Genomic DNA, 22,013 nt, shown 5'->3' with positions numbered 1-22,013 from the left:
TCTATGACTTCAGAATATTTAGTAACCTTAGGACAAGAGGCTAAGAAAGCGGAACGTAAGCTAAGAACCTTACCTACTGGACAAAAGAATCGAGCTTTAAACCAGATGGCTGCGGCCCTTCGCCAAGTGCAAGCTGATATACTTAAAGCGAATCAAATCGACTTAGAAGCGGGCGCGACTAAGGGATTAAGTGCAGCCTTTCTTGAACGGTTGACCTTAACACCTGAGCGAATTGAGGCTATGGCTCAAGGACTCGAAAGTATCGCTGCCTTGCCCGACCCTTTACAAAAAATTGATCAGGCCTGGCAAACTGACGATGGATTATGGATTAGTCGTAAACGGGTCCCTTTGGGGGTTATAGGGATTATTTATGAATCACGGCCTAATGTTACGGTGGATGCCACAGCTTTATGTCTAAAGGCGGGAAATGCGGTAATTTTACGAGGTGGCCGGGATGCCCTCCAGTCAAATATGGCGATTATGAAGGTATTAAGACAAGCTTTAAGCCAAGCAAACTTAGATCCTAATTTTGTTCAAATGATAGATAAACCTGACCACAGTCTTGCCAAAGAATTTATGCAACTAAATGACTATGTTGATTGCTTAATTCCCCGGGGTGGAGCTGGTCTGATTCAAAATGTCATAAAACACGCTACCGTTCCGGTGATTGAAACGGGTGTAGGTAATTGTCATTTATATATTCACCAAGCTGCTGATATAGCAAAGGCCCGTCAGATATTAGAAAATGGAAAATTACAACGGGTGTCCGTCTGCAATGCCTTAGAAAGTCTTTTGATTGATGCAGCGATTGTTGAGCAATTGCCAGACTTAGTAGCGGGGCTCATCCAAGCTGGTGTTGAAATCAGAGGCAACCAAAAAGTTTGTCAGTTTGTGCCTCAAGCGACTTCCGCCAGTGAATCAGACTATGCAAGGGAATTTAATGACTATATCCTTTCTGTTAAGGTGGTGGATGATTATCAAGCAGCCATTGACCATATTGATCGCTATTCGACTGGTCACTCCGAAGCCATTGTGACCGAAGATTATCAAGTGGCAGAGAACTTTTTAGCAGATGTAGATGCGGCCGCAGTTTATGTCAATGCCTCCACCCGGTTTACAGATGGTCAAATGTTTGGTTTTGGTGGGGAGATTGGTATTTCTACTCAAAAATTACATGCTCGTGGGCCAATGGGCTTGGATGCCTTAACGTCGTATAAGTATCAAGTCCGGGGCCAAGGTCAAGTTAGATCTTAATGCTTTATTTTCCTGAGTATATGGTTTGGAAATAGCTGGGCGAGATCTGCTTATGGCTAGACTGCTTATTAAGTAACCGACCAATCATAGCTATCAAGTCAGTGAAAAATCATAATCTTATTTTATAAAAACTTCCAGCTCCATCCTGAGCTGGAAGTTTTTAGTTTTGATGACGAGACTTCCGTGGCTTTCCAGACTTGAAGCTTAAGTCTGGATTTTTTTCTTGAGTGAGTAGCTCAGTAAAGAAAGATTTAAACATTTTTCCATGCTTTACTGGTGAGTAAATAATTTTGTCTTAACTTTATTGGCCATTATAGAAATACCCGTCTCTTTTTCTTTACCTTCGTTTCAAGTTAAGAATCTTCGGACAATTTTTCTATACTTTAAGCCTAAGCCAAGAATAAGTTCACGCTATAAAACTAGGAATGAGATAAAAGCATGAGAACTAGTTATTTTCTTGGGTATAGTAAAAGGAGCTGGACCTTGATTTGTCCAACTCCTTTTATTATTCCGAATAGTAGAGATATTTATTTGTTGCAAAGACTAATTATTTTCAGTCCCGTTAGGTTTGACGCTTAAGATTCAAGTTTCTTAGTCATCTAGATGTGGTATAGATTGATATTTATCCGCAAGCCCAGTAGTTCTAAAGATAAACTTAACAATTTCAGTTAAGATAACTAGCGCAAAGGAAGCGACAATACAGATAATCCATTGTTCAAGATTAGGATTATGAACATCAAAGAAACCGTTAATTCCAGGGATAAGGATGACGCCAAAAAGTAGGGCACCTGATCCAAGGAAGGCTAAGTTGAGATATTTATTGTCAAATGGATTAGATGAGAAGAGAGATTTGAAGACAGACTTCACATTATAAGAATGGAAGAGTTGTTGTAAACCTAAGGTAATGAAGGCCATGGTTTCAGCTAAGGTATGTTCTAAGCCAAGATGGATATCCACATACCAGTAAACTAGTAAAGTAATGGCCCCTTCAAAGACCCCTTGATAAAGAATACTTGGGAAGATACCGAAAGATAGGAAAGAATCTTCTTTGGTTCTTGGAGCATACTTCATGGTATCAGGGTCGGCTTTTTCCATACCCAGTGCAATTGCTGGGAAAACGTCCGTTACCAAGTTGATCCATAAGATATGGATAGGCTTAAGAATGACCCAACCGAAGAGGGTCGCCACAAATAAGGTAATGATTTCACCCAGGTTAGCTGAAAGTAAGAATTGTACCGCTTTTTGAATATTAGAGAAGACTTTACGTCCTTCTTCAACGGCAACAACGATGGTTTGGAAGTTATCATCGGCAAGGACCATATCGGAAGCCCCTTTAGATACTTCGGTACCGGTAATCCCCATACCAACCCCAATATCGGCTTGTTTAAGGGAAGGCGCATCATTCACACCGTCCCCCGTCATAGAAACTGTTTTGTCATTGGCTTGCCAAGCTTTAATAATCCGCACCTTATGTTCAGGTGATACTCGGGCATAAACAGAATAATTAGCCACGTTTTTAGCTAATTCTTCATCTGAAATTTCATTCAAATCTGCTCCGGTCATAACATGGCTACTGTTATCAGCAGCTTTTGGATCAAGAATTTCTAACCGTTCAGCAATAGCTTGAGCAGTAATGGCATGGTCACCGGTAATCATCACGGTCCGGATACCTGCATTGCGGGCTTTACGGATAGAATCTTTAGCTTCTTGACGTTCAGGGTCAATCATGGCAACTAGGCCAGTAAAAATCAAATCATTTTCAACCGTTTCAGAATTAACTGTCGCTGGTACTTGGTCAATAATCTTATAAGCACCTGCTAAGACCCGTAGGGCTTGTTTGGCTAAGGATTCATTTTGTTCTTGTATTTTGCTGATATCAGCTTCTTGGATTGGACGAACTTGGCCATTAATTTCAATTTGAGTGGCTCTTTGAATTAATTGGTCTGACGCTCCTTTAACATAAACAGCGAAGCGACCATCTTCTAACTTGTGGATGGTTGACATGAGCTTACGGTCAGACTCAAATGGAACTTCATCGATCCGAGGATAGTCAGCTAATAGACCTTTATAGTCCATTTGGTGGTCAATGGCATATTTGACCATGGCTGTTTCAGTAGGGTCGCCAATTATTTTGCCATCATTATCAACTTTTGAATCATTTGGTAGGACAAATGAATGAATAAAGTGGGAATTTAAGTCTAAGTCTTGGTTAGCAGCAAAAAGTTGATCATCATGGAAAACATGTTCGACTGTCATTTCATTTAAAGTCAAGGTACCAGTTTTATCAGAACAAATGACTTGAGTAGATCCTAAAGTTTCCACCGCAGGCAAGGTCCGGACTAAGGCATTTCGGTCGGCCATAGTTTGGGTCCCTAGGGATAAGATAATGGTTGAAATAGCAGGGAGACCTTCTGGAATCGCAGCAACGGCCAGCGAAATAGAAACAAGTAACATTTCCATAATTCCCATACCATTTAAGAGGGTACCGATTAAGAAGGTCACGACTGCAACCACGATAATCGCTTTAGTTAAAGTTTTACCTAAAGCTTCTTGGTCACGTTGAAGCGGGGTTAATTGTTTTTGGGTAGAAGACAACATTTTAGCAATATGGCCCACTTCTGTTTCCATTCCGGTGCCGGTAATAATTCCTTTACCACGACCATAGGTTACATTTGTAGAGGAATACCCCATATTGTAACGGTCCCCAATGCCGGCTTCAGGATTTTCTAAAGCATCGGTATTTTTTTCGACGGGGACTGATTCACCGGTGAGCGCGGCTTCTTCAATTTTTAAAGAAGAGGCTTCAACTAAACGGATATCTGCAGGAACGACATCCCCTGCTTCGAGTAAAACGACATCACCAGGAACTAATTGGGTTGATTTAATTTCCTTAACATCACCATCACGAAGAACATGGGCTAGAGGTGAAGACATTTTCTTTAAGGCATCGATGGCTTCTTCGGCCTTGGCTTCTTGGAAAACACCTAGCACAGCATTCAATAGGACCACAATTAAGATAATGATGGTATCAGTGATACCTTCACCTTGGGAAATCCCAACTACGGCTGAAATAGCAGCCGCTGCTAGTAAGACAATAATCATGAAATCTTTAAATTGATCAATGAACTTTTGGAAGGTAGATCTTCTTTCTTCTTCCTGAATCTCGTTAGTACCATAGCTTTCCAAACGTTTTGCGGCTTCTTGGCTTGAAAGACCTTGCGACAGGTCAGTTTCAAAATGGGCTTTTACTTGGTCAATTGACTCAGTATAAGCTAGATAGTTTTTGCTTTCCGACATAGTTTCCTCCTATTTTTTGACCAGGGAATCCCTATAAAAAAAGACCTATGCTGCCATTTACCTGGTAGCATAAGTCTCACTGATTAAGTACAGTACCAGTAGCAAATACTACTTGTCGTTGTTGATACTGACGAGGATAGCTCCTCTAGTTACTCCCTTATGTCTTATTTAAAAATAATTATAAGGAAAGATTGGTTTAAAAGCAAGTTATTTCAATTTATGAATAAACTATGATTTATTCGGTAAAAAAAAGTCTCAACTAGTGTTTTCTAGTATAAATCATGTATAATATAAGGCAGATACTATGATAGATAGGAGATTAGTATGGTTCAAACACGTGCACAACGTCATCAAAAACGAAATAGTCGTGGTGGCAAAAAGAAAAAACGTTTTAATTTTAGAATGTTTCTAGGCTTCTTGTTAATTTTAGTAGCTGTGGGCCTCTTTGCTATGAATCCAATTAAGGACTGGATGATTGCCCATGGATCTGAACAAAATACGGTGGGGAACTTTACCCGTGAAATGATTGAAGCAAACAATAAAAAAGAGGTTACTTATAATTTTGATGATATTCAAAATATTGATGCCTTATCAGTTATTTCAGACGGAATCAATCCCAATGATCTACCAGTAGTTGGGGGGATTGCTATTCCGGATGTTGGTATGAACCTTCCTATTTATAAGGGGGTTTCTAATGAAGGAATGTACTATGGGGCAGGTACCCTGAGTCCAGACCAACAAATGGGGAAATCAAATTATAGTTTGGCAAGTCACCATTCAATCCATAAGAATCTTTTATTTGCACCTTTATTAAGAGTGCAACAAGGACAGAAAATTTATCTAACCGATTTAGATAAGGTCTATGTTTATGAAATTGATTCAATTCAACAGGTGCCAGCAACGGCGATTGAAGTGCTAGATCCAACTGAAGATCCAACGATTACCTTGATTACGTGTGATTCTGACTTAGTTGATCGGATTGTTGTTAAAGGTTCTTTAGTTAAAACTGTACCAATTGATGAAGCTTCGGATGATATGATTAAGGCCTTTGAATTACCACAAACAACCGCTGCTTAAGCGAATGAATAGTCTTTAAGCCGAGACAAAATTGCCTCGGCTTTTTTATTTAGATATTTTTACTTGTGGTGAAAAAATGAAGGCAAAATTTCTTTTTCAATAATGGATGGAGTTAAAAAAAGCAGCCCGCTCCCTTAATTATGAAGAAATTATGAAACCGGTTTAGAATGTTGATTTATTTGTGATGAATTACCTAAACGAGCCCCCTTGGAATCGAAGTATGGTAAAATTTAGATGTAAGGGAGGAGAAAAATATGACGACATTAAATAAAAAAATCGCATTAACATTAGTGTCTAGTTTGGTTTTAGCTAGTTTTCCTATGACCAGTTTAGCCCAAACTAATTCAAGTCCACAGATATCGAGTCTTTATAACCAAGAAACCGCCCAAACCGAAAACTTAAAATTTGAAATTTTACAAAAAAATGATGCAGGAACTTTTACGAGTTTATGGCAATCTGATCAAGTAGCATCTGATTCTAATATGCTTAAACTATTAGAAGCAGGGGATTATATAATCCGAGTAAGTGATCAGGATAATTTCCAAAGAGAAGCGAATCAACTTGATCAAATTTTACTTGAATACCAAGATTCAAGTAATAATCAGATGGTGTACCAATTTTTCAAGAATAATAGTTTAAAGCAGGCTGAAGATGGTTCTAATGTGTATGAACTTGACTTTAACGTTAAGCAAGCCATTCAAATTGATACCATGAGATTGACTCTTATGGATGCAGACCAGCTTGCGGACAAAGAAGCTGAAGTTGAGGCGGCTGTGGCAGCCAGTCAAGCCCAAATGGCAGACCAAATTTCAGGTGAAGATCTAAGCCAAGATTCAAGTCAGGATTCAAGCCAGGATTCAGCTGAACCTGCCCAAGACCTAGCTAGTCTGACTGTAACCGTTAGGGATGAAAATTCTAGCCCGGTTGCCAATGTTATCATACAAGTAGGCGATCAGTCCCAAACCAGTGATGAGAGCGGCCAAGCTATATTTAATGACTTACCAGCGGGCAGTTTGGACTTTAAGGTTACGCAAGTACCTGAAGGCTATCAAGTTGCAGAAGACCAGAATAATCTAACGGTGACCCTCGAAGCCAATACCCAACATACATTAGATCTTAACCTTATCAGTCAAACGGCAGAAACAAATACTGAAACGGTTAAGCTAAGTTTTGTGAATGATCAAGGACAGGCTATTCCAGAGGTTACGATTACTTATGAAGGCCAAACCTATACTAGTGATGAACAGGGTCAACTTGAGCTGCCTAGTATTGGCTCAGGCGCCTATACATATCAGGTGACTTCTGTTCCTGACGGCTATGCTTTGAGTCAAGCTCCACAAACCTTTGATTATGTAGAAAATCAGCCCGTATCAATTCACTTGGAAAAGCTGAACCAAGAATCTAGTCCACAAGTGACCTCGGTCTCTTTCAAAGTGGTTGACCAAAGTGGTCAAGCAGTGCCCGGTGTTACCCTATTAGTCAAAGACCAAACTTACCAAACGGATGATCAAGGACAGATTGTGATTGAAGAATTACCGGTGGGTGAATCCATCAATTATCAAATTTTAGAAGTGCCGCAGGGTTATCTAGGTCAAAGTGAAGGGAGTATAGACCTAAGTTCTGATCAGCCTATTAGTGAAGAACTAGCTATCGAAAAAACTGCCCAGGCTCAATCGCTGGTGATTCCAGTGGTGGACCAAGACCAAGCACCAGTGCCAGGACTTACGATTCAAATGGAAGAGGGTACTTCTTATACTTCGGATGACCAAGGTCAACTTGTTTTAAGAGAATTAGTCCCTGGTGACTATGCCTATACTGTGACGGAAGTACCCCAAGGCTACCAAGTAGAAAAGGCGGACGGCTTAATTACCATTCAAGAAGGTCAAGAGCAAGGCAAACCGATCCAAGTTATAAAGGAAGCCAGTAAATTTAATTTTGTGATTAAAGTGGTCGACCAAGACCAAAATCCAGTACCTGACCTCAGCCTTCAACTGGCAGACGGTCAAGCATATACTTCCGATGACCAAGGACAAATTAAGTTAACGGATTTAAGTCCCGGTGACTATGAATATACTATCAGAGAATTGCCTCAAGGTTATCAAGTGGACAATCCAGAAGGAAAATTGACCATCACTGAAGAAGAAAACCAAACAGGTCAAATCCAGGTGACTAAAGAAGCCACAACATTTGATTATGTTTTGAAAGTGGTAGACCAAGACCAAAATCCAGTGCCCGGTGTAAGTCTCCAACTGGCAGATGGTCAAGCTTTTACTTCCGATGACCAAGGACAAATTAAATTAACGGGTTTAAGCCCAGATGACTATGAATATACTATCAGTGAATTGCCTCAAGGTTATCAAGTGGACAATCCAGAAGGAAAATTGACCATCACTGAAGAAGAAAACCAAACAGGTCAAATCCAAGTCACTAAAGAGACGCCTAAGTATAAATTGACAGTTAAAGTGGTAGACCAAGACCAAAAACCTGTCGTGGGCGCTAAAGTCCAAGTAGGAGACCAAGAAGAAACAAGTGATCAAGATGGTTTGGTTACTTTTGAGAATTTACCAGCCCAAGATTATAGCTACCAAGTTACTCAGTTGCCAGAAGGCTATCAAGGTCAAGCAAACGACACGATCACCCTTACTGACCATGATGGTCAAGGTCAATTACAAGTTCAAAGAGACTTAGCCAAGGCCCAAGCTGTGATTAAAGTCTTTGACCAAGATGGCCAAGCCGTTAAGGGTGTGACGATTGGCTTAGGTGAGCAAGAGGCTGTGACTGATGATAAGGGGCAAGTGACTTTTAAAGACCTTGAACCTAATAAATATTCATTAGTAATTAAAGCAGTACCAGAGGATTATGAAGGTCAAGGTCAAGAGCAAGAAATTGACCTAACCGAAGGGATGGCTTTTGATTATGCCTATCAAGTCAGCAAAAAAATCCAAACAGGTCAAGTAACGATTCAAGTAGTCGATAATCAGAATAACCCCGTTCCGGGTGCCACCATTAAAACTGGAGACCAAGAATTAAAAACAGATCAAAATGGTCAAGTTACATTAGACCAAGTGGCTTTAGGTGAATTAACTTATACGATTAGTCAAGTGCCAGATGGCTACCAAGTTAACCAAGCAGAACAAAATATAGTGGTTGACCACCAAGTTCAAGTCACCACCGCCATGGTGACCCGTCAGGAAGCAGCTTCTGAAAAAGAAGTCATTGTAACGGAAGACCAGTCAGTCGAAAAAGTTCAAGAAGAAGCGAAAGCAGCAACGACAGCTTTCAGTGACCCAAGTACTGGAGTCCAGGTCTGGATTAATCCAGCTGATGCTGGTCAAGTGGCTAATCTTAAGGTAGCGGCAGTAAGTAATCCGCTTGATCCCGAACCAAGCTCTTTAAAAGGCAGCGATTATCAAGCGTATCAAATCCAATTGCTAGATAGTAATGGTCAAGCAGCAAACCTAAGTCACATTGCAAAAATCCAATTACCAATCAAGACAAGTCAGGGTGCTCGTTTAGTCCGAGTAAGACAAGATCAATTGGCGAACCTTACTTTTGGACTAAGTGAACAAAACATGACCTTTAATACCCAAGAAATGGGTACTTTCGCGGTCATCTATGGTCGTAAAGCAGATGATGCCAGCCAAGTAAGTAGCCTAGAATCTAGTCAAGCCAGCCAATCAGTGACAGTGACCAAGACAAGCAGTGTTGAGAAGAAAAATAATTTGCCGGGTACGGGTGAAAATTCTTCACTGCTTGCCTATATTGTTCCTATAGTGGTAGCGATTGTTGGTTTAGTGATTATCATCAGAAAACCCAAAGACGATGATTAAGCGTAAGTGTAAAAACTAAAAAGAGGAACTATACCAACTCTAGAAGTTGAGTATAGTTCCTTTTTTTGAAAATAGGCTTTGAAAAATTTGTGCATTGAAAATCCAGAATGCACAAATTTGTTCCTTGACAAGCGGTACAGATTACAGATAAATCAAAAGAAAACTTGGATGATAAACATGTAAACAAAGGTACCAGTCGCAATGGAAAGTAGTGTATTCCGTTTCCATTTATGGACGAAGAAAAGAGCGATAACTGCACAAATTTGGGGGATACCATGAGGAGAAGTAAGAAAAACGGTATCTTTCAAAGCATAAACCACCAATAAGGAAATAGCTGCCATGGGTAAGACGGTTCCTAAATATTGAATAAATAATGGCGGCTTGCGGTTGGCGGGAAAGATAATGAAAGGTAAAAACCGAATTAAAGCGGTGACTAAGGTAATTAGGGCAATCGTTATATAAACTTGGCTACTGGTCATCATTGATGCGGTCTCCTTTACGATAGAATTCTGCCACGAAGATAGCTACAATGAGGACCATGGCTGGGATCATGAAATTTGTTGGTCCCAAAATAAGCCAACAGAGGATTGAAGCAGTCAAACCAACCAGGGCCGGTTGATGGTTGTCGTTGGATAACCACTGTTCGACAAAGAGGGTGACAAATAAGGCAGTTAAGACAAACTCAATGCCTTCAGTATTTACGGTAATAATTTGACCCATGGTCACTCCAAGAATTGATCCTATAAACCAGTAGAAATAATTTAGAAAAGCAATCCCGGCATAAACATGGTTGGGATCTAAATCTGGGGGAACCGGCGTGGTGACCGCAATGGAAAAGGCTTCGTCAGTGAGCCCAAAGATAGCTATCTCCTTAAAAGGATGTTTCATTTTATTATAGGGTTTCAAAAGGGTCACTCCATAAAAGAGCATTCGAGCCGATACCATAATCGTTAACATGATGGCGCCGATGGGATCGAAAGGGGCATTTAAGAGACCGACCGTCGCAAATTGCATCGTGCCTGAATAAATAACTAGGCTCATTAAACATATTATCCAGGGAGAAATCCCAGCACTATAAGCAAAAATTCCATAGGAAAGTCCTAGGAAAATATAACCCGCTAAAATTGGAACGGTTAAGGGAAAAATATAGGTCAATAATTTTTTCATAAGACACCCACTTTCTACAACTAGCTTAAATTTTATATCTAATTAAAAAGTAGGTCAATAAAATTAGGCAGAAATCTTTTATTTTGAGCTAAGTTGGGTATAATGTAGATATATTTGTATAAATAAAGGAGAAAACACATGAATTCATACACTAGCACTAGAACACGGGAACTCGTGACGGTAGCTATTTTTATTGCCATCATTATCTTACAATCTTGGGTACCCGCCCTAGGATATATTATGTTGCCTACTATTTCTTTGACTATCATCCATATTACTGTGATTATTGCTTCAATCTTAGTCTCTACTCGTGCGGGAATTTTGATTGGTTTCGTTTGGGGTGTTAATTCTCTTTTACGGGCAATTTTTACAGCGAGTCCAGTGGAACGTTTAATTTTCCAATCACCTTTTGTCTCTATTTTACCGCGGATGATTATGCCTTTTATTATTGGTCTTCTGGCAGCGTACTTATATAAGAAAAATATGCAGACTCCGACCATTGGTTTAATAACTGGTCTGTTAGGTTCACTTCTAAATACAATTTTAGTCCTAGGCGCCATCGGCCTTTTTAAAGGGGCGGACTTTGCAGCTGGAAATAATATAAATATGGATCAACTCTGGCCATTCTTAGGTGCCGCTGTAATGGCCAATGGTATTCCAGAAGCAATTCTATCAGCCATTCTTACCCCAATTTTATTGATTGCCTTGGAACGATTTGGCAATCGTAAACGTTTAAGCTAAAATAAACAAGAAGCTTAAATAATAGGAGGAATAATCTTAATGATTCCCAAATTAATCGTCACGGATTTAGATGAAACCTTACTGACTAGTCAAAAGACTTTTGAACGCGATCAGTTTATGGCTTGTGTTCAAGCTTTAGAAGCCCAAGGGGCACTTTTTGTAGTAGCGACGGGTAATTCCTATCATAAGGTGGAAGACTTCTTTACCCCAGATCAACGCCAAAGCCTTTACTTTGCTTGTGATAATGGTAATTTTATGGTCAAGGCGGAAGAGAATATTTTCGCTAATGGGGTAGCTCATCATGAATTTCTAGATATCATTGCCTTAATTGAAAGTCATCCGGGTTTTTATCCCATGGTTTCCGTAGGCAGTCATTCCTATTACGATGAAAAGAATAAAGAGGCCTATGCGGCCTTTAAAAAATATAATCGTATTTTAAATCATTTAAATGATTACAATGAAATTACAGAAACCGAAACGATTACTAAAATTGCGGTTTATACTGAAGCACCTCTGGCTGAGATTAAAGAAGTCGTTGCCGCGATTAATGACCAGTTTGAGGGTGTAGTTGCCATGTCATCGGGTGATAATTGGATGGATGCCATTTATAAAGATGGGGGGAAAGGAAAAGCTTTATTGTATTTACAAGATAAATACAATATTAGTCCTAACCAGACACTAGCTTTTGGAGATTCACTCAACGATGCTTCCATGATGGAAGTGTCTAAATACAGTGTGGCCATGGCTAATGCAGATCCTGACCTACTTGCCCTATGTAGTTATCAAATTGGGTCTAACCAAGATCAAGCGGTGGTAACTTTCTTAGAAGAGTTAGTGGAAAAAGGGGATATTTCCTTTATCGAAAACTATCGTAAAGAAAGAGTGCAAGACTAGGATGGCTAAGAGTAAGCGCAAGAAAACCCAAGCAAGTCAGGAAGAAGAATTAGAATTAGTAGATATCTTTTATATTCCTAAACCCATGGCAGAGATGTATAAAGTTTTACGGCAATCTGTTCGGCAAGAAGTAACGGAATGGGTTCAAGATCAGAATTTGCAAGTGACTTATCGGCAGGATTCTGAGATGGGGGAGACCATCGAAGGTTACGACAGTCAAGATAAGTTAGTTTTTTCATATGCCCTAGATCCAAGTCATATTTCTGAGGCACAAAAGGCACGTGATAAAGATCAACTGGCGACACACTTAGAGACTTTTTTACCTGATCAAGACTAGTTTAAAGCGTATGATTAGGTTAGCAATGGTAATTGTGGTATAATTAACTTAAGATAACTAAAGGAGGAATTACCATGACAGAAGAAAAAAATCAATTCGAAGGTAAATTAAAAGAAGGCCTTGGCAAATTAACTGGCGATAAAGGTAAAGAAATTGAAGGTCAAGTGCAAAATGCTGTGGGTAAAGTTCAAGAAGGTCTCGAAGACGTGAAGAAATCTGTCGATGGTGCTGTTAAAGGTGTCAAAGATAGTTTTGACAAAAAGGAAAAAGACGCTGAATAAGTATTTTTAATAAAAAAGTTTAACCTTGTTGGCAGTGTGTGCTGCTGACAAGGTTTTTTGTTATATTTTTAAACTATATAAATGAAAAGATTAGTTAAAACCTTGGAAATTAGCTGGCACCAGCCCCGTGGGACCGTCTTTGCTGTGGCTCTTTGAGTGAAACGATTTAGAGCCACAGTAGTTGAGCGAAGTCATGAGCGCAACGTCTTTATATGTATGGTATCTGAAAATAGCTAGTAGCGGACTTGGTGCTATTTTGTTGAGATTTAGTTATAATAAACTTAATTATGAGTATCAGAAAGGGGTCCAGGCATGCAAGCAATCACCTTTAAGAAAAATCAAGAATTAGAGGGAACCGTCCTCGACTTAAGCTCGCAAGGAGAAGGTGTGGTCAAAGTTGACGGCTTTGCCTTCTTCGTGGCTGGGGCACTCCCGCAAGAAATAATTCGCTTTAAAGTCATTAAAGTCGGTAAACGTTTTGGTTATGGTCGTCTCCTAGAAATTATGCAACCGAGTCAGAATCGGGTAGAAATTCGCGATAATTTAGGCAGTCAAATTGGAACTATGACTTTGCAACACCTGTCTTATCCAGGACAATTGGCCTTTAAACAAAAATTAGTCCAAGAAGACTTTGCCCGGATTGGGCATTTTACCGATATCACTGTGCAAGAAACCTTAGCAGCACCCAACCCTTGGGGCTATCGGAATAAGGCGCAAGTGCCTTTGCGCCAAGTCAAGGGACAATTGGAAACCGGATTTTTCCGGCGGTTAAGTCATGACCTGGTGCCCATTGAAAATTTTCATATTCAAGATCCAGTCATTGATCAAATCATTTTGATGGTGCGGGATATTTTACGGGACTTCAATTTATCCGCCTATGATGAAAAGAGTGGCAAGGGCTTACTGCGTCATTTGGTGGTGAAACGCGGCCACTATTCTGGCCAAGTTATGATCATTCTAGTCGTGAATGGGGATAAGTTGCCTAAGCAAGAACAAGTCGTTGAGAAAATTGTGGCGCAAGTGCCCGGCTTAGTTTCTTTAATCTTGAATATTAATCGGTCAAAAGGTAATGCAATTTTAGGTCGCCAAGAAAAAGTCTTATGGGGCCAAGCCACTTACCATGATCAAATGTTAGGCTTGGATTTTGAAATTTCAGGCCAATCCTTCTATCAAGTCAATACGCCGCAAGCAGAAGAATTGTATCGCTTAGCCTTAGCTGCGGCTGATTTACATGGCCATGAACGCGTCCTCGATGCTTATTGTGGTATTGGGACGATTTCCTTGGCCTTGGCTCAACAAGCTAAAGAAGTTTATGCCATGGAAATTGTGCCCCAAGCCATTGAAATGGCTAAGTTCAATGCGCAAGCCAATGCTTTGACTAATGTGCATTTTGAAGCCGGCAAGGCGGAAGTCATTCTGCCTAAATGGCAAGAGCAGGGCTTAGACTTTGACGTGGCGGTAGTCGATCCACCACGCAAGGGTTTGGATAGAACTTTTGTCGATACCTTAATTGATTTAAATCCGGGAAAAATTGTCTATGTGTCATGTAACCCAGCAACTTGTGCACGGGACTGTGCCATCTTTGCCGAAGCTGGTTATGAAGTGAAAACGATTAAACCAGTGGATATGTTCCCACAAACTGTGCATGTGGAGGCTCTAGTATTGATGACAAGAACAAATTAGAAATTGTTGAGGTAATAACGATGTGCTTAATATGTGAAAGAATAGAAATGATTAAAAATAATGAGAATCAATATTTCGTAAAAGAATTAGAAACCGGTTATGTTGTGTTGGGAGACAATCAACATTTTAAGGGATATACGATTTTTTTATGTAAACAACACAAGACAGAACTTTTTGAATTAGAAAAGAATTTTAAATTGAAATTCTTAGAAGAAATGTCATTAGTAGGAGAGGCTGTATATAAAGGTTTTAATGCAGATAAAATTAACTATGAACTACTTGGTAATGGAGATTCACATCTACACTGGCATTTGTTTCCAAGGGTAGCGGGTGATATAGAAAACTATGGTAATAAAGGAAAAGGTCCAGTTTGGTGGTATCCTATGGAATTAATGTATAGTGATTCGAATCGTCCATCAGATACTGAATTAATGGCATTAAAAGAGAAGCTAATAGCTGAACTTAATAAAATATTTAAATAAATAATTTAGTTTTGTCTTGGCATCATTTTTAAGTTGGATTTGAAAATGGTGCCAATTTTTTATTTTATTAATTCGAATTATCGATAAAGTCCATATAATTGCTTGGATAGTAAAATTAAGCTAGAAAAATAAATAGGCCATTTGTATGGTATCCTAAACATACGATCACATGCTAAGGAAGGAGTACACACAAATGGCTTATAAACATGTTACCATGAAGGAATTGATTTGGATAGAAAATTATTACGATAGCGGTAAAAAAGTAACGGATATCGCTAAAAAATTAAATCGGGCCATCCAAACCATTTATAACGTCGTTAATTCTCTTAAAAATAGTGGTAATATTCAGGAATACTACGATCAATATAAAGAGAATAAATCACGCTGTGGTGCCAAAAAGAAGGTCTTTAACACTAAACAAACCACATATATTAAGAAAAAAGTGGACCAGGGGTGGTCTCCTGACGTCATCATTGGTCGGAATGAACTCCCATTAGGATGTACAGTTCGAACACTCTATCGTCGTTTTAAAGACTCGGAACTCTTTGATCCCTCAACTTTACCGATGAAAGGTAAGAGAAAACCCAATGGGCATCAGGAAAAAAGAGGTAAACAACACTTTAGACGCACCATCGAAGATCGTCAAAAAGAAAATCCACAATATGAGAAAGAATTTGGACATCTAGAAGGTGACACTATTGTCGGAAAAGACCATAAGAGTGCAGTCCTAACACTGGTCAAAAGAATCAGTAAACTCATCATCCCGATAAAAATTAGCAGTCGAAAATCAAGTGATGTGCGAATAGCTTGTGATAACTGGTTTGCTTTTTTACCGAGAAATTTATTTAAATCCATTACGTTTGATTGTGGAAAAGAATTTTCTGATTGGAAAGCCATTTCAAATGTCAATGACATCAATATTTACTTTGCTAATCCCGGTTGTCCGTCACAACGCGGTTTAAATGAACACTCTAATGGACTTCTTCGAAGAGATGGGTTATCTAAGGGGATGGATTTTACCGATATATCGCAGGATACACTCAGCCAAACAGCTCATTTCCGTAATGAAATCCCACGAAAATCATTCGATTATCGAACGCCAATTGAAGTTTTTATCGATTGTTGTAAGGAACTTGGATGGATAGATGCTTTCTAATGCACACAATGTGTTTGTAAAGGCAGTGAAACCATTGCGTAAGGCACCTGATTGTTAGAGCTTGACTTGGTGCCTAGCCCGGCATGATGATTTAGGGATGCTTTTTGGGTATCCTACCCAAACCTTTTCCCAACTTGCTATTCGCGAGTATCATACCGGAGCATCCAAGTAAAGATCTAACGATTTAATGCATCAATTTGACTCACTTCATTTGCCACAAATCTGACTTTGTGGAAACCTTAAAGTTAGTGGCTAATTTATTCTTGAACTTTCGAACAACCATTTTAATTATCAATTAGACAAAAAGCAAATGTATTATGTGTTAGGTAAAAATTCTAGCTTAATTTGACAATCAAAATAGATAAAATTAAATAGTACATTTTCACAGGGAGTTAGTTTATATAACTAGCTCTTTTTTTGTGCCTAAAATTGAAAGGAGGGACAGAATTGGACGTAAAAATATATAGAACAAAGGATGGGCAAAATTTCTCACTTGAACCTATTTTAAATGATGAAAGATGTACGGAGAATCAATGAGATATTGCCAGTATATATACCTTTCCTGATAATATAAAAACAATTATTTCTGGGGAGAGATTGCAATCAATAATTACCTGTCCAATCGCGTCCAATAATATGTTGACAAATGGGAATAAAAATGATACTATTTAACATTATAAACAATAGTGTCCCAAAAAGAGGTGTCAATATGAAATCAAGTTTAGTAGTTAAATTGATAGAAGCTCATAGCTCTGGTAGCGAAGATGCTTTTAAAAATGCATTAAATAGTTTAGCTGATGATGAAGAGAAGAAAGGAAATCTTAACACATCTTCCTCACTGAGGAAAGCATATGTATATGATAAAAAACGTTCTGCAGCTTATAGCGATAGTCCACTTTCAGAAATGTCTTTTTCCGTTCAAAATGCAATTCCGATGCCTAAAGATAAGGATAGTACCTTGGAATTATTAGAGATTTTAACCCCTAAAATTACATTGTCAGATGTTGCTTTGCCTGAGAAAACATTACAAGCAGTTCGGCAAATTGTAGCAGAGCAAAAATCTGTTAAAAAACTTATTGATAGAGGTATCGCTCCCGCAAACAGGCTGTTATTCTGTGGGCCTCCGGGTTGTGGAAAGACATTAACTGCGAATGCTTTAGCAGGCGAGTTGCAAATACCAGTTGCATACGTAAAACTGGATGGCTTGGTTTCTTCTTATTTAGGGCAAACAGGAACAAACATAAGAAAAATTTTTGATTTTGTTAAGAATAAGAGAATTATGTTATTTCTAGATGAGTTTGATGCTATTGCTAAAAAAAGAGATGACTCTAATGAATTAGGGGAGCTCAAGAGGGTTGTGACAACTCTTTTGCAAAATATGGATGCCATGCCATCGAACGTTTTTTTAGTAGCTGCAACAAATCACCATCACCTTTTAGATCCAGCTATTTGGCGAAGATTTAATTCTTCAATACTATTAGAATTACCAAATATGGAACAGAGAACTCAAATTATAGAAAGATTTTATTCTGAAAAATTATCTGAGTATGATATTGATATTAAGACTTTAATAATATTGTCTGAAGGTATGAGTGGTGCAGAAGTTCAGAGTTTTATGCAATCACTTGCCAAATATTGTGTATTGGAAAATGTAAATAAAGTTGTCTCTCAAAAAGAGATTGCAGAAATATGGTTGCAACAAAACACACTTTTTGTAAGTGAGAATAGTGATGATTTTATGAAAGCACTATATAAGCTTAAAAAAAATGGTATATCATTAAGAACATTAGAAGAGATAACAAGTATTCCCAAATCTACGTTGGACTATCGCTTTAAAAAGGAGGAGCTAAATGATGAGTGATAAAAGAAGAAACCATTTGTGGATACCTGATGAAGAAGTTACTAGGGTAGACAAAAAACCAACAGGGAGAACAACACCAAGAAATATATCTTTTACTGAGCATGGACAAAAATTAAGTAGCAGTCTTCAATCAATAAAACAAGCGATTGAAAATGTTTCAGAGGATGATTCTTTATCAGATACAGGATTAATGATATTCAAAGTTGAATTGCCAGATGGAGAAAAGATCAAAGATAAAAAGGATTTATTTACATCAACTGGTATGGAAGTTAAAGTTGTTAAAAGTGAGAATAAGGCTGTAATTGCTACAACAGAAAACCAGTTTCAATCATTAAAAAAGAGAATAGATGATTATACTCGTTCAGGATCAGGTAAAACATATTTTGATTATATAGAAGATTTTAAGCCTTATCTTGGCAGTGAAAAGAATTCAAGTTCTTTGAAAAAAACCACTTGTTCGGATCTGGTTTCTGATTCATTGGATATTCAGTTAATGCTTGTGCCTAACTTAAGAGAAGAAATATATGATTTAGCAATACAAAGATTAGTTGAAAAAATTGGAGACAGAGATGGGATTATTCAGGAAGAACTATATTACTTGTCAGATAACACGCCAGTAATTCGGGTAATTATACCTTCGAATTCCTTATTTCATTACGAGAATGATTCAGCAATTTATAGGATTGAGGAAACTGATTTTTTTAGTGCAGATGTAGCATCAAAAGATGCAATTGATTTAAATGAATTGGAATTGGACGATAGTGTTCTTATTGATAAATTACCCATAGTAACTGTATTAGACTCGGGAGTGAATTTTCCAGAAGGATTAGAACCACTTATACTCCATCATTGGACAGATGGTTCTTCTGGTGGTGATAGTGAGCATGGAACAAAAGTTGCTAGTAGAGTTGCATTCAAATACATATGTGACCAATTGCCTAGTACGAAAATTACTCCAAGAACTCGTATTATTGATTGCAACATTTTAGATGGAAGTGTTCCTGTAAATGTGTTTATCAAAAGAATTCAGAATGCTGTAGCTACATTTTGTGATATATCTAAAATATATAATCTATCTGCAAATGCATCCTCACCAATTGAAGGGGATGAAATGAGTATTTTAGGTTATGAATTGGATGCTCTACAACTAAAACGAAATGTGCAGTTTGTTATTTCAGCTGGAAATCACCAATTGTGGAGCACTGAATCTTGTTTAGAAGATATTCTAGATGATGATGATTCGAGAGTATCAGCTCCAGCTGATTCTATGTTATCTGTTGTTGTTGGAGCAACTTCAGGAGAAACGCACCCAAATAGTCTTTCTGCTATAAATGAAGTTTCTTCATATAGTCGGATAGGTTCAGGATTTAATGGTTTTTCTAAACCTGATTTGACTGCTTACGGTGGTTGTATAACATGTATTGCAGGTTCAGTATCAGTGCCTGAAGATAAATATTCTTTACTTTTAGACAAAAACGGTCAACTGACGCCAGATGCAGGAACAAGTTTTACTGCTCCTGTTGTAGCTGGAGATTTTGCAGAAATATTAGGAATTATCCCTAACCAAGATATCCTGTTGGCAAAAGTCTTGTTATATCACAATGCTATGCCTATTTGGGATGAGGACAGTATTACTGATGAAGAATTGGCATATACTCATAATTTATACGGTAGAGGTTTATCCAATGTAGATGAGAGCAAGTATTCTTCTCCCTCCAAAGTAACATTTGTGAGAACAGGTACCTTAAATAAGGTTACTAAAGAACGTGTAACAATTTATATGCCTGAAATTTTAGCTGCTCAGGTTGGAAGAAATGTTGCAAAAGTTTCAGTAACATGTATTTCAATGCCACCAGTTGACAGAACAAAAGGAACAGAATATTTAGGGGCATATATACGGGCATCATTAAAAAAGAGTAGTTCTGATGGACGTTTAAAGCCAGTTAAACAAGATTTTAAAGTTGGTAGACAAAAATGGGATGTTTGTCACCAGTTTACAAAATTGTTTTCAAAATTTGAAGCTGGTGATTGGCAGATTTGGCTTGAATTATTTTCACGTTGGGATGAAGAGAATATTGATGTTCCATATGCATTAGCTGTAACCATTGAAGATGTAAGCAATACTTTAGATGTTTATAGCGAAATAGAAGCATTAAATAGATATCGTGCTATTAATACACTTAGATTGCGTCTTGATTCCCAATCATAACGCGTGATTACAATAAAATATTTTAGAAAAAGGAGTTAGTCTATATATGACTAGCTCTTTTTTTATGCACAAAATTAAAAGGAGGAACAGAATTGAATGCAAAAATCATTGCCATAGCCAATCAAAAAGGCGGTGTTGGCAAAACAATCACCTGAGCCAACTTAGGTATAGGTTTAGCTATGGAAAATAAGAAAGTCTTGCTAGTGGATGCAGATCCTCAAGGTAGTTTGTCCATTAGCTTAGGGTATTCACACCCAGATAGCATAGATACTACTCTTACTACGGTTATGGGGAAAGTGATTACTGATACTACCCTTAAACCTAAAGAGGGTATTTTACATCACTATGAGGGAGTAGATTTACTACCTGCCAACATTGAGTTATCAGGTATGGAAATATCCCTAGTTAATGCCATGAGCAGGGAAACCATACTTAAACAATACCTTGATACGGTAAAAAAACAGTATGACTATATTCTTTTAGACTGTATGCCCTCTTTAGGAACGCTGACAATCAAGCCCTTGCTGCAGCAGATAGTGTAATCGTTCCTGTACAAGCCGATTATCTCCCAGCAAAGGGATTAGAGCAGCTATTACAGACCATTGGAAAGGTACGCAGGCAGATAAATCCCAAATTGAAAATTGACGGCATTCTCTTAACTATGGTAGATGGGCGCACTAATTTTGCAAAGGACATCAGTGCATTGGTACGAGAGACTTATGGAGGCAGTATTAAAGTATTTAATGCTGATATACCCCGTTCGGTGAAAGCTGCAGAAATCAGTGAAGAGGGAAAAAGTATCTTTGCCCATGACCCCAAAGGAAAGGTTGCCGAGGGATATACAAGTTTGACTAAGGAGGTGCTTAAAATTGAAAAAATCCGCCAAAAACATAAAGCTGGCATCAGTAGATGATTTATTCTCCACAGAAGAAAGCAGGGCTGATGAAAGTCGAGAGAAGATAATTGAAATCCCTTTAACAGAACTGTTTCCTTTTAAAGACCACCCATTTAAGGTGATTGACAATGAAGCCATGCTTGATACAGCAGAAAGCGTTAAGCAATATGGTTTACTTGTTCCTGCCATTGCAAGACCTCGTGATGAAGGTGGTTATGAACTTGTTGCAGGACATCGCAGAAAAAGAGCCTGTGAACTTGCTGAGCTTGATACAATGCCTGTAATAGTCCGTAACCTTGACGATGATGCCGCCATAATCATTATGGTTGACAGCAATTTGCAGAGAGAAAATATCTTACCAAGCGAACGAGCCTTTGCATTTAAGCTGAAATTAGAGGCTATTAAGAGGCAAGGTGCAAGGTCGTACTTAACTTGTACCCAAGTTGGGCACAAGTTAGATGGCAAAAAATCCGTTGAAATAGTTGCGGAGCAAGCAGGCTCAAGCCGTAATCAGGTACAGAGATATATCCGCCTTACTGAACTTATCCCCGAAATACTTTCAATGGTAGATGAAAAGAAAATTTGTATTTCGCAAGTTAAAATTGAGCCATTTCGCAGTTTAAAAGTGATTCACTTTTGATAGAAAATAAGCATTTGTATAATGTTAAAGTGGCTGCTTTCCCTTACTTAAAGACCATCGACGATTACGACTTCACGTTTCAGCCGAGTGTTGAAGAAAATCAAATAAGAACGATTATTGAGTCATCTTTATAACGAAGCAAGAAGTGGAATTAGTAGGGAATCCAGGTACGGATAAAACGCATTTAGCGATAGCGATTAGCTATAGTG

General features: G+C 38.4%; 16 protein-coding genes and 1 pseudogene. 14 read left to right on the top strand and 3 right to left on the bottom strand.

Features of this window, described 5'->3' with window-relative positions; all coding sequences use genetic code 11:
* Positions 1 to 3: 3 nt before the first annotated feature.
* A complete protein-coding gene (locus HMPREF9257_RS01430) occupies positions 4 to 1,254 on the top strand; it encodes a glutamate-5-semialdehyde dehydrogenase (protein WP_006417687.1) in 1,251 nt (416 codons plus the stop codon).
* A 591-nt stretch (positions 1,255 to 1,845) separates the two neighbouring features.
* Here the strand turns inward: HMPREF9257_RS01430 and HMPREF9257_RS01425 are convergent.
* A complete protein-coding gene (locus HMPREF9257_RS01425) occupies positions 1,846 to 4,551 on the bottom strand; it encodes a cation-translocating P-type ATPase (RefSeq protein WP_006417693.1) in 2,706 nt (901 codons plus the stop codon).
* A gap of 324 nt (positions 4,552 to 4,875) precedes the next feature.
* Between HMPREF9257_RS01425 and HMPREF9257_RS01420 the strand changes: the two genes are divergently transcribed.
* Together HMPREF9257_RS01420 and HMPREF9257_RS01415 are read left to right on the top strand one after the other, a co-directional pair.
* A complete protein-coding gene (locus HMPREF9257_RS01420) occupies positions 4,876 to 5,628 on the top strand; it encodes a class A sortase (RefSeq protein WP_006417706.1) in 753 nt (250 codons plus the stop codon).
* 254 nt (positions 5,629 to 5,882) lie between these two features.
* A complete protein-coding gene (locus HMPREF9257_RS01415; protein WP_006417679.1) occupies positions 5,883 to 9,458 on the top strand; it encodes a SpaA isopeptide-forming pilin-related protein in 3,576 nt (1,191 codons plus the stop codon).
* Positions 9,459 to 9,610: 152 nt separating this feature from the next.
* Here the strand turns inward: HMPREF9257_RS01415 and HMPREF9257_RS01410 are convergent, their stop codons facing one another.
* Together HMPREF9257_RS01410 and HMPREF9257_RS01405 are read right to left on the bottom strand one after the other, a co-directional pair.
* Positions 9,611 to 9,940 carry a branched-chain amino acid transporter permease gene (locus HMPREF9257_RS01410; protein ID WP_006417670.1) on the bottom strand — a complete coding sequence of 110 codons (330 nt, stop codon included), beginning with the start codon at positions 9,938 to 9,940 and terminating at the stop codon, positions 9,611 to 9,613.
* A complete protein-coding gene (locus HMPREF9257_RS01405) occupies positions 9,927 to 10,625 on the bottom strand; it encodes an AzlC family ABC transporter permease (protein ID WP_006417664.1) in 699 nt (232 codons plus the stop codon). Before HMPREF9257_RS01405 ends, HMPREF9257_RS01410 begins: the two co-directional genes overlap by 14 nt.
* A gap of 138 nt (positions 10,626 to 10,763) precedes the next feature.
* Between HMPREF9257_RS01405 and HMPREF9257_RS01400 the strand changes: the two genes are divergently transcribed.
* The 11 genes and pseudogenes from HMPREF9257_RS01400 (at position 10,764) to HMPREF9257_RS01350 (ending at position 21,804) form a co-directional block, all read left to right on the top strand.
* Positions 10,764 to 11,366, top strand: a complete 603-nt coding sequence (locus HMPREF9257_RS01400) for an ECF transporter S component (protein WP_040466625.1) — start codon at positions 10,764 to 10,766, stop codon at positions 11,364 to 11,366.
* A 39-nt stretch (positions 11,367 to 11,405) separates the two neighbouring features.
* Positions 11,406 to 12,260: a Cof-type HAD-IIB family hydrolase gene (locus HMPREF9257_RS01395; protein WP_006417717.1), complete on the top strand. Its 855-nt coding sequence runs from the start codon at positions 11,406 to 11,408 to the stop codon at positions 12,258 to 12,260.
* A gap of 1 nt (position 12,261) precedes the next feature.
* Positions 12,262 to 12,597 carry a hypothetical protein gene (locus HMPREF9257_RS01390; protein ID WP_006417680.1) on the top strand — a complete coding sequence of 112 codons (336 nt, stop codon included), beginning with the start codon at positions 12,262 to 12,264 and terminating at the stop codon, positions 12,595 to 12,597.
* A gap of 74 nt (positions 12,598 to 12,671) precedes the next feature.
* Positions 12,672 to 12,878: a CsbD family protein gene (locus tag HMPREF9257_RS01385; RefSeq protein ID WP_006417685.1), complete on the top strand. Its 207-nt coding sequence runs from the start codon at positions 12,672 to 12,674 to the stop codon at positions 12,876 to 12,878.
* Positions 12,879 to 13,190: 312 nt separating this feature from the next.
* Positions 13,191 to 14,561: a 23S rRNA (uracil(1939)-C(5))-methyltransferase RlmD gene (gene rlmD / locus HMPREF9257_RS01380; RefSeq protein ID WP_006417689.1), complete on the top strand. Its 1,371-nt coding sequence runs from the start codon at positions 13,191 to 13,193 to the stop codon at positions 14,559 to 14,561.
* Between the two features lie 20 nt (positions 14,562 to 14,581).
* Positions 14,582 to 15,043, top strand: coding sequence for an HIT family protein (locus HMPREF9257_RS01375; protein ID WP_006417676.1), 462 nt, complete (start codon positions 14,582 to 14,584; stop codon positions 15,041 to 15,043).
* A gap of 193 nt (positions 15,044 to 15,236) precedes the next feature.
* Entirely contained in the window at positions 15,237 to 16,199 is a 963-nt protein-coding gene (locus tag HMPREF9257_RS01370) for an IS30 family transposase (RefSeq protein ID WP_006417669.1), read from the top strand.
* A gap of 709 nt (positions 16,200 to 16,908) precedes the next feature.
* Positions 16,909 to 18,060 carry an AAA family ATPase gene (locus HMPREF9257_RS01365; protein WP_006417677.1) on the top strand — a complete coding sequence of 384 codons (1,152 nt, stop codon included), beginning with the start codon at positions 16,909 to 16,911 and terminating at the stop codon, positions 18,058 to 18,060.
* The gene (locus tag HMPREF9257_RS01360) at positions 18,050 to 20,269 is read left to right on the top strand and encodes a S8 family peptidase (RefSeq protein ID WP_218015537.1); all 2,220 of its coding nucleotides are present in this window, start codon (positions 18,050 to 18,052) and stop codon (positions 20,267 to 20,269) included. The genes HMPREF9257_RS01365 and HMPREF9257_RS01360 overlap by 11 nt, the downstream gene beginning before the upstream one ends.
* A 179-nt stretch (positions 20,270 to 20,448) precedes the next feature.
* Positions 20,449 to 21,033: pseudogene (locus HMPREF9257_RS01355) on the top strand (ParA family protein); the annotation flags it as partial.
* 105 nt (positions 21,034 to 21,138) lie between these two features.
* A complete protein-coding gene (locus HMPREF9257_RS01350; protein WP_006417718.1) occupies positions 21,139 to 21,804 on the top strand; it encodes a ParB/RepB/Spo0J family partition protein in 666 nt (221 codons plus the stop codon).
* Positions 21,805 to 22,013: the final 209 nt, after the last annotated feature.

Source organism: Eremococcus coleocola ACS-139-V-Col8 (assembly GCF_000183205.1).
Lineage (GTDB): Bacteria > Bacillota > Bacilli > Lactobacillales > Aerococcaceae > Eremococcus > Eremococcus coleocola.
Note: the sequence above shows the minus strand (reverse complement) of the source record. Positions and strands in the feature narration are given on the sequence as shown.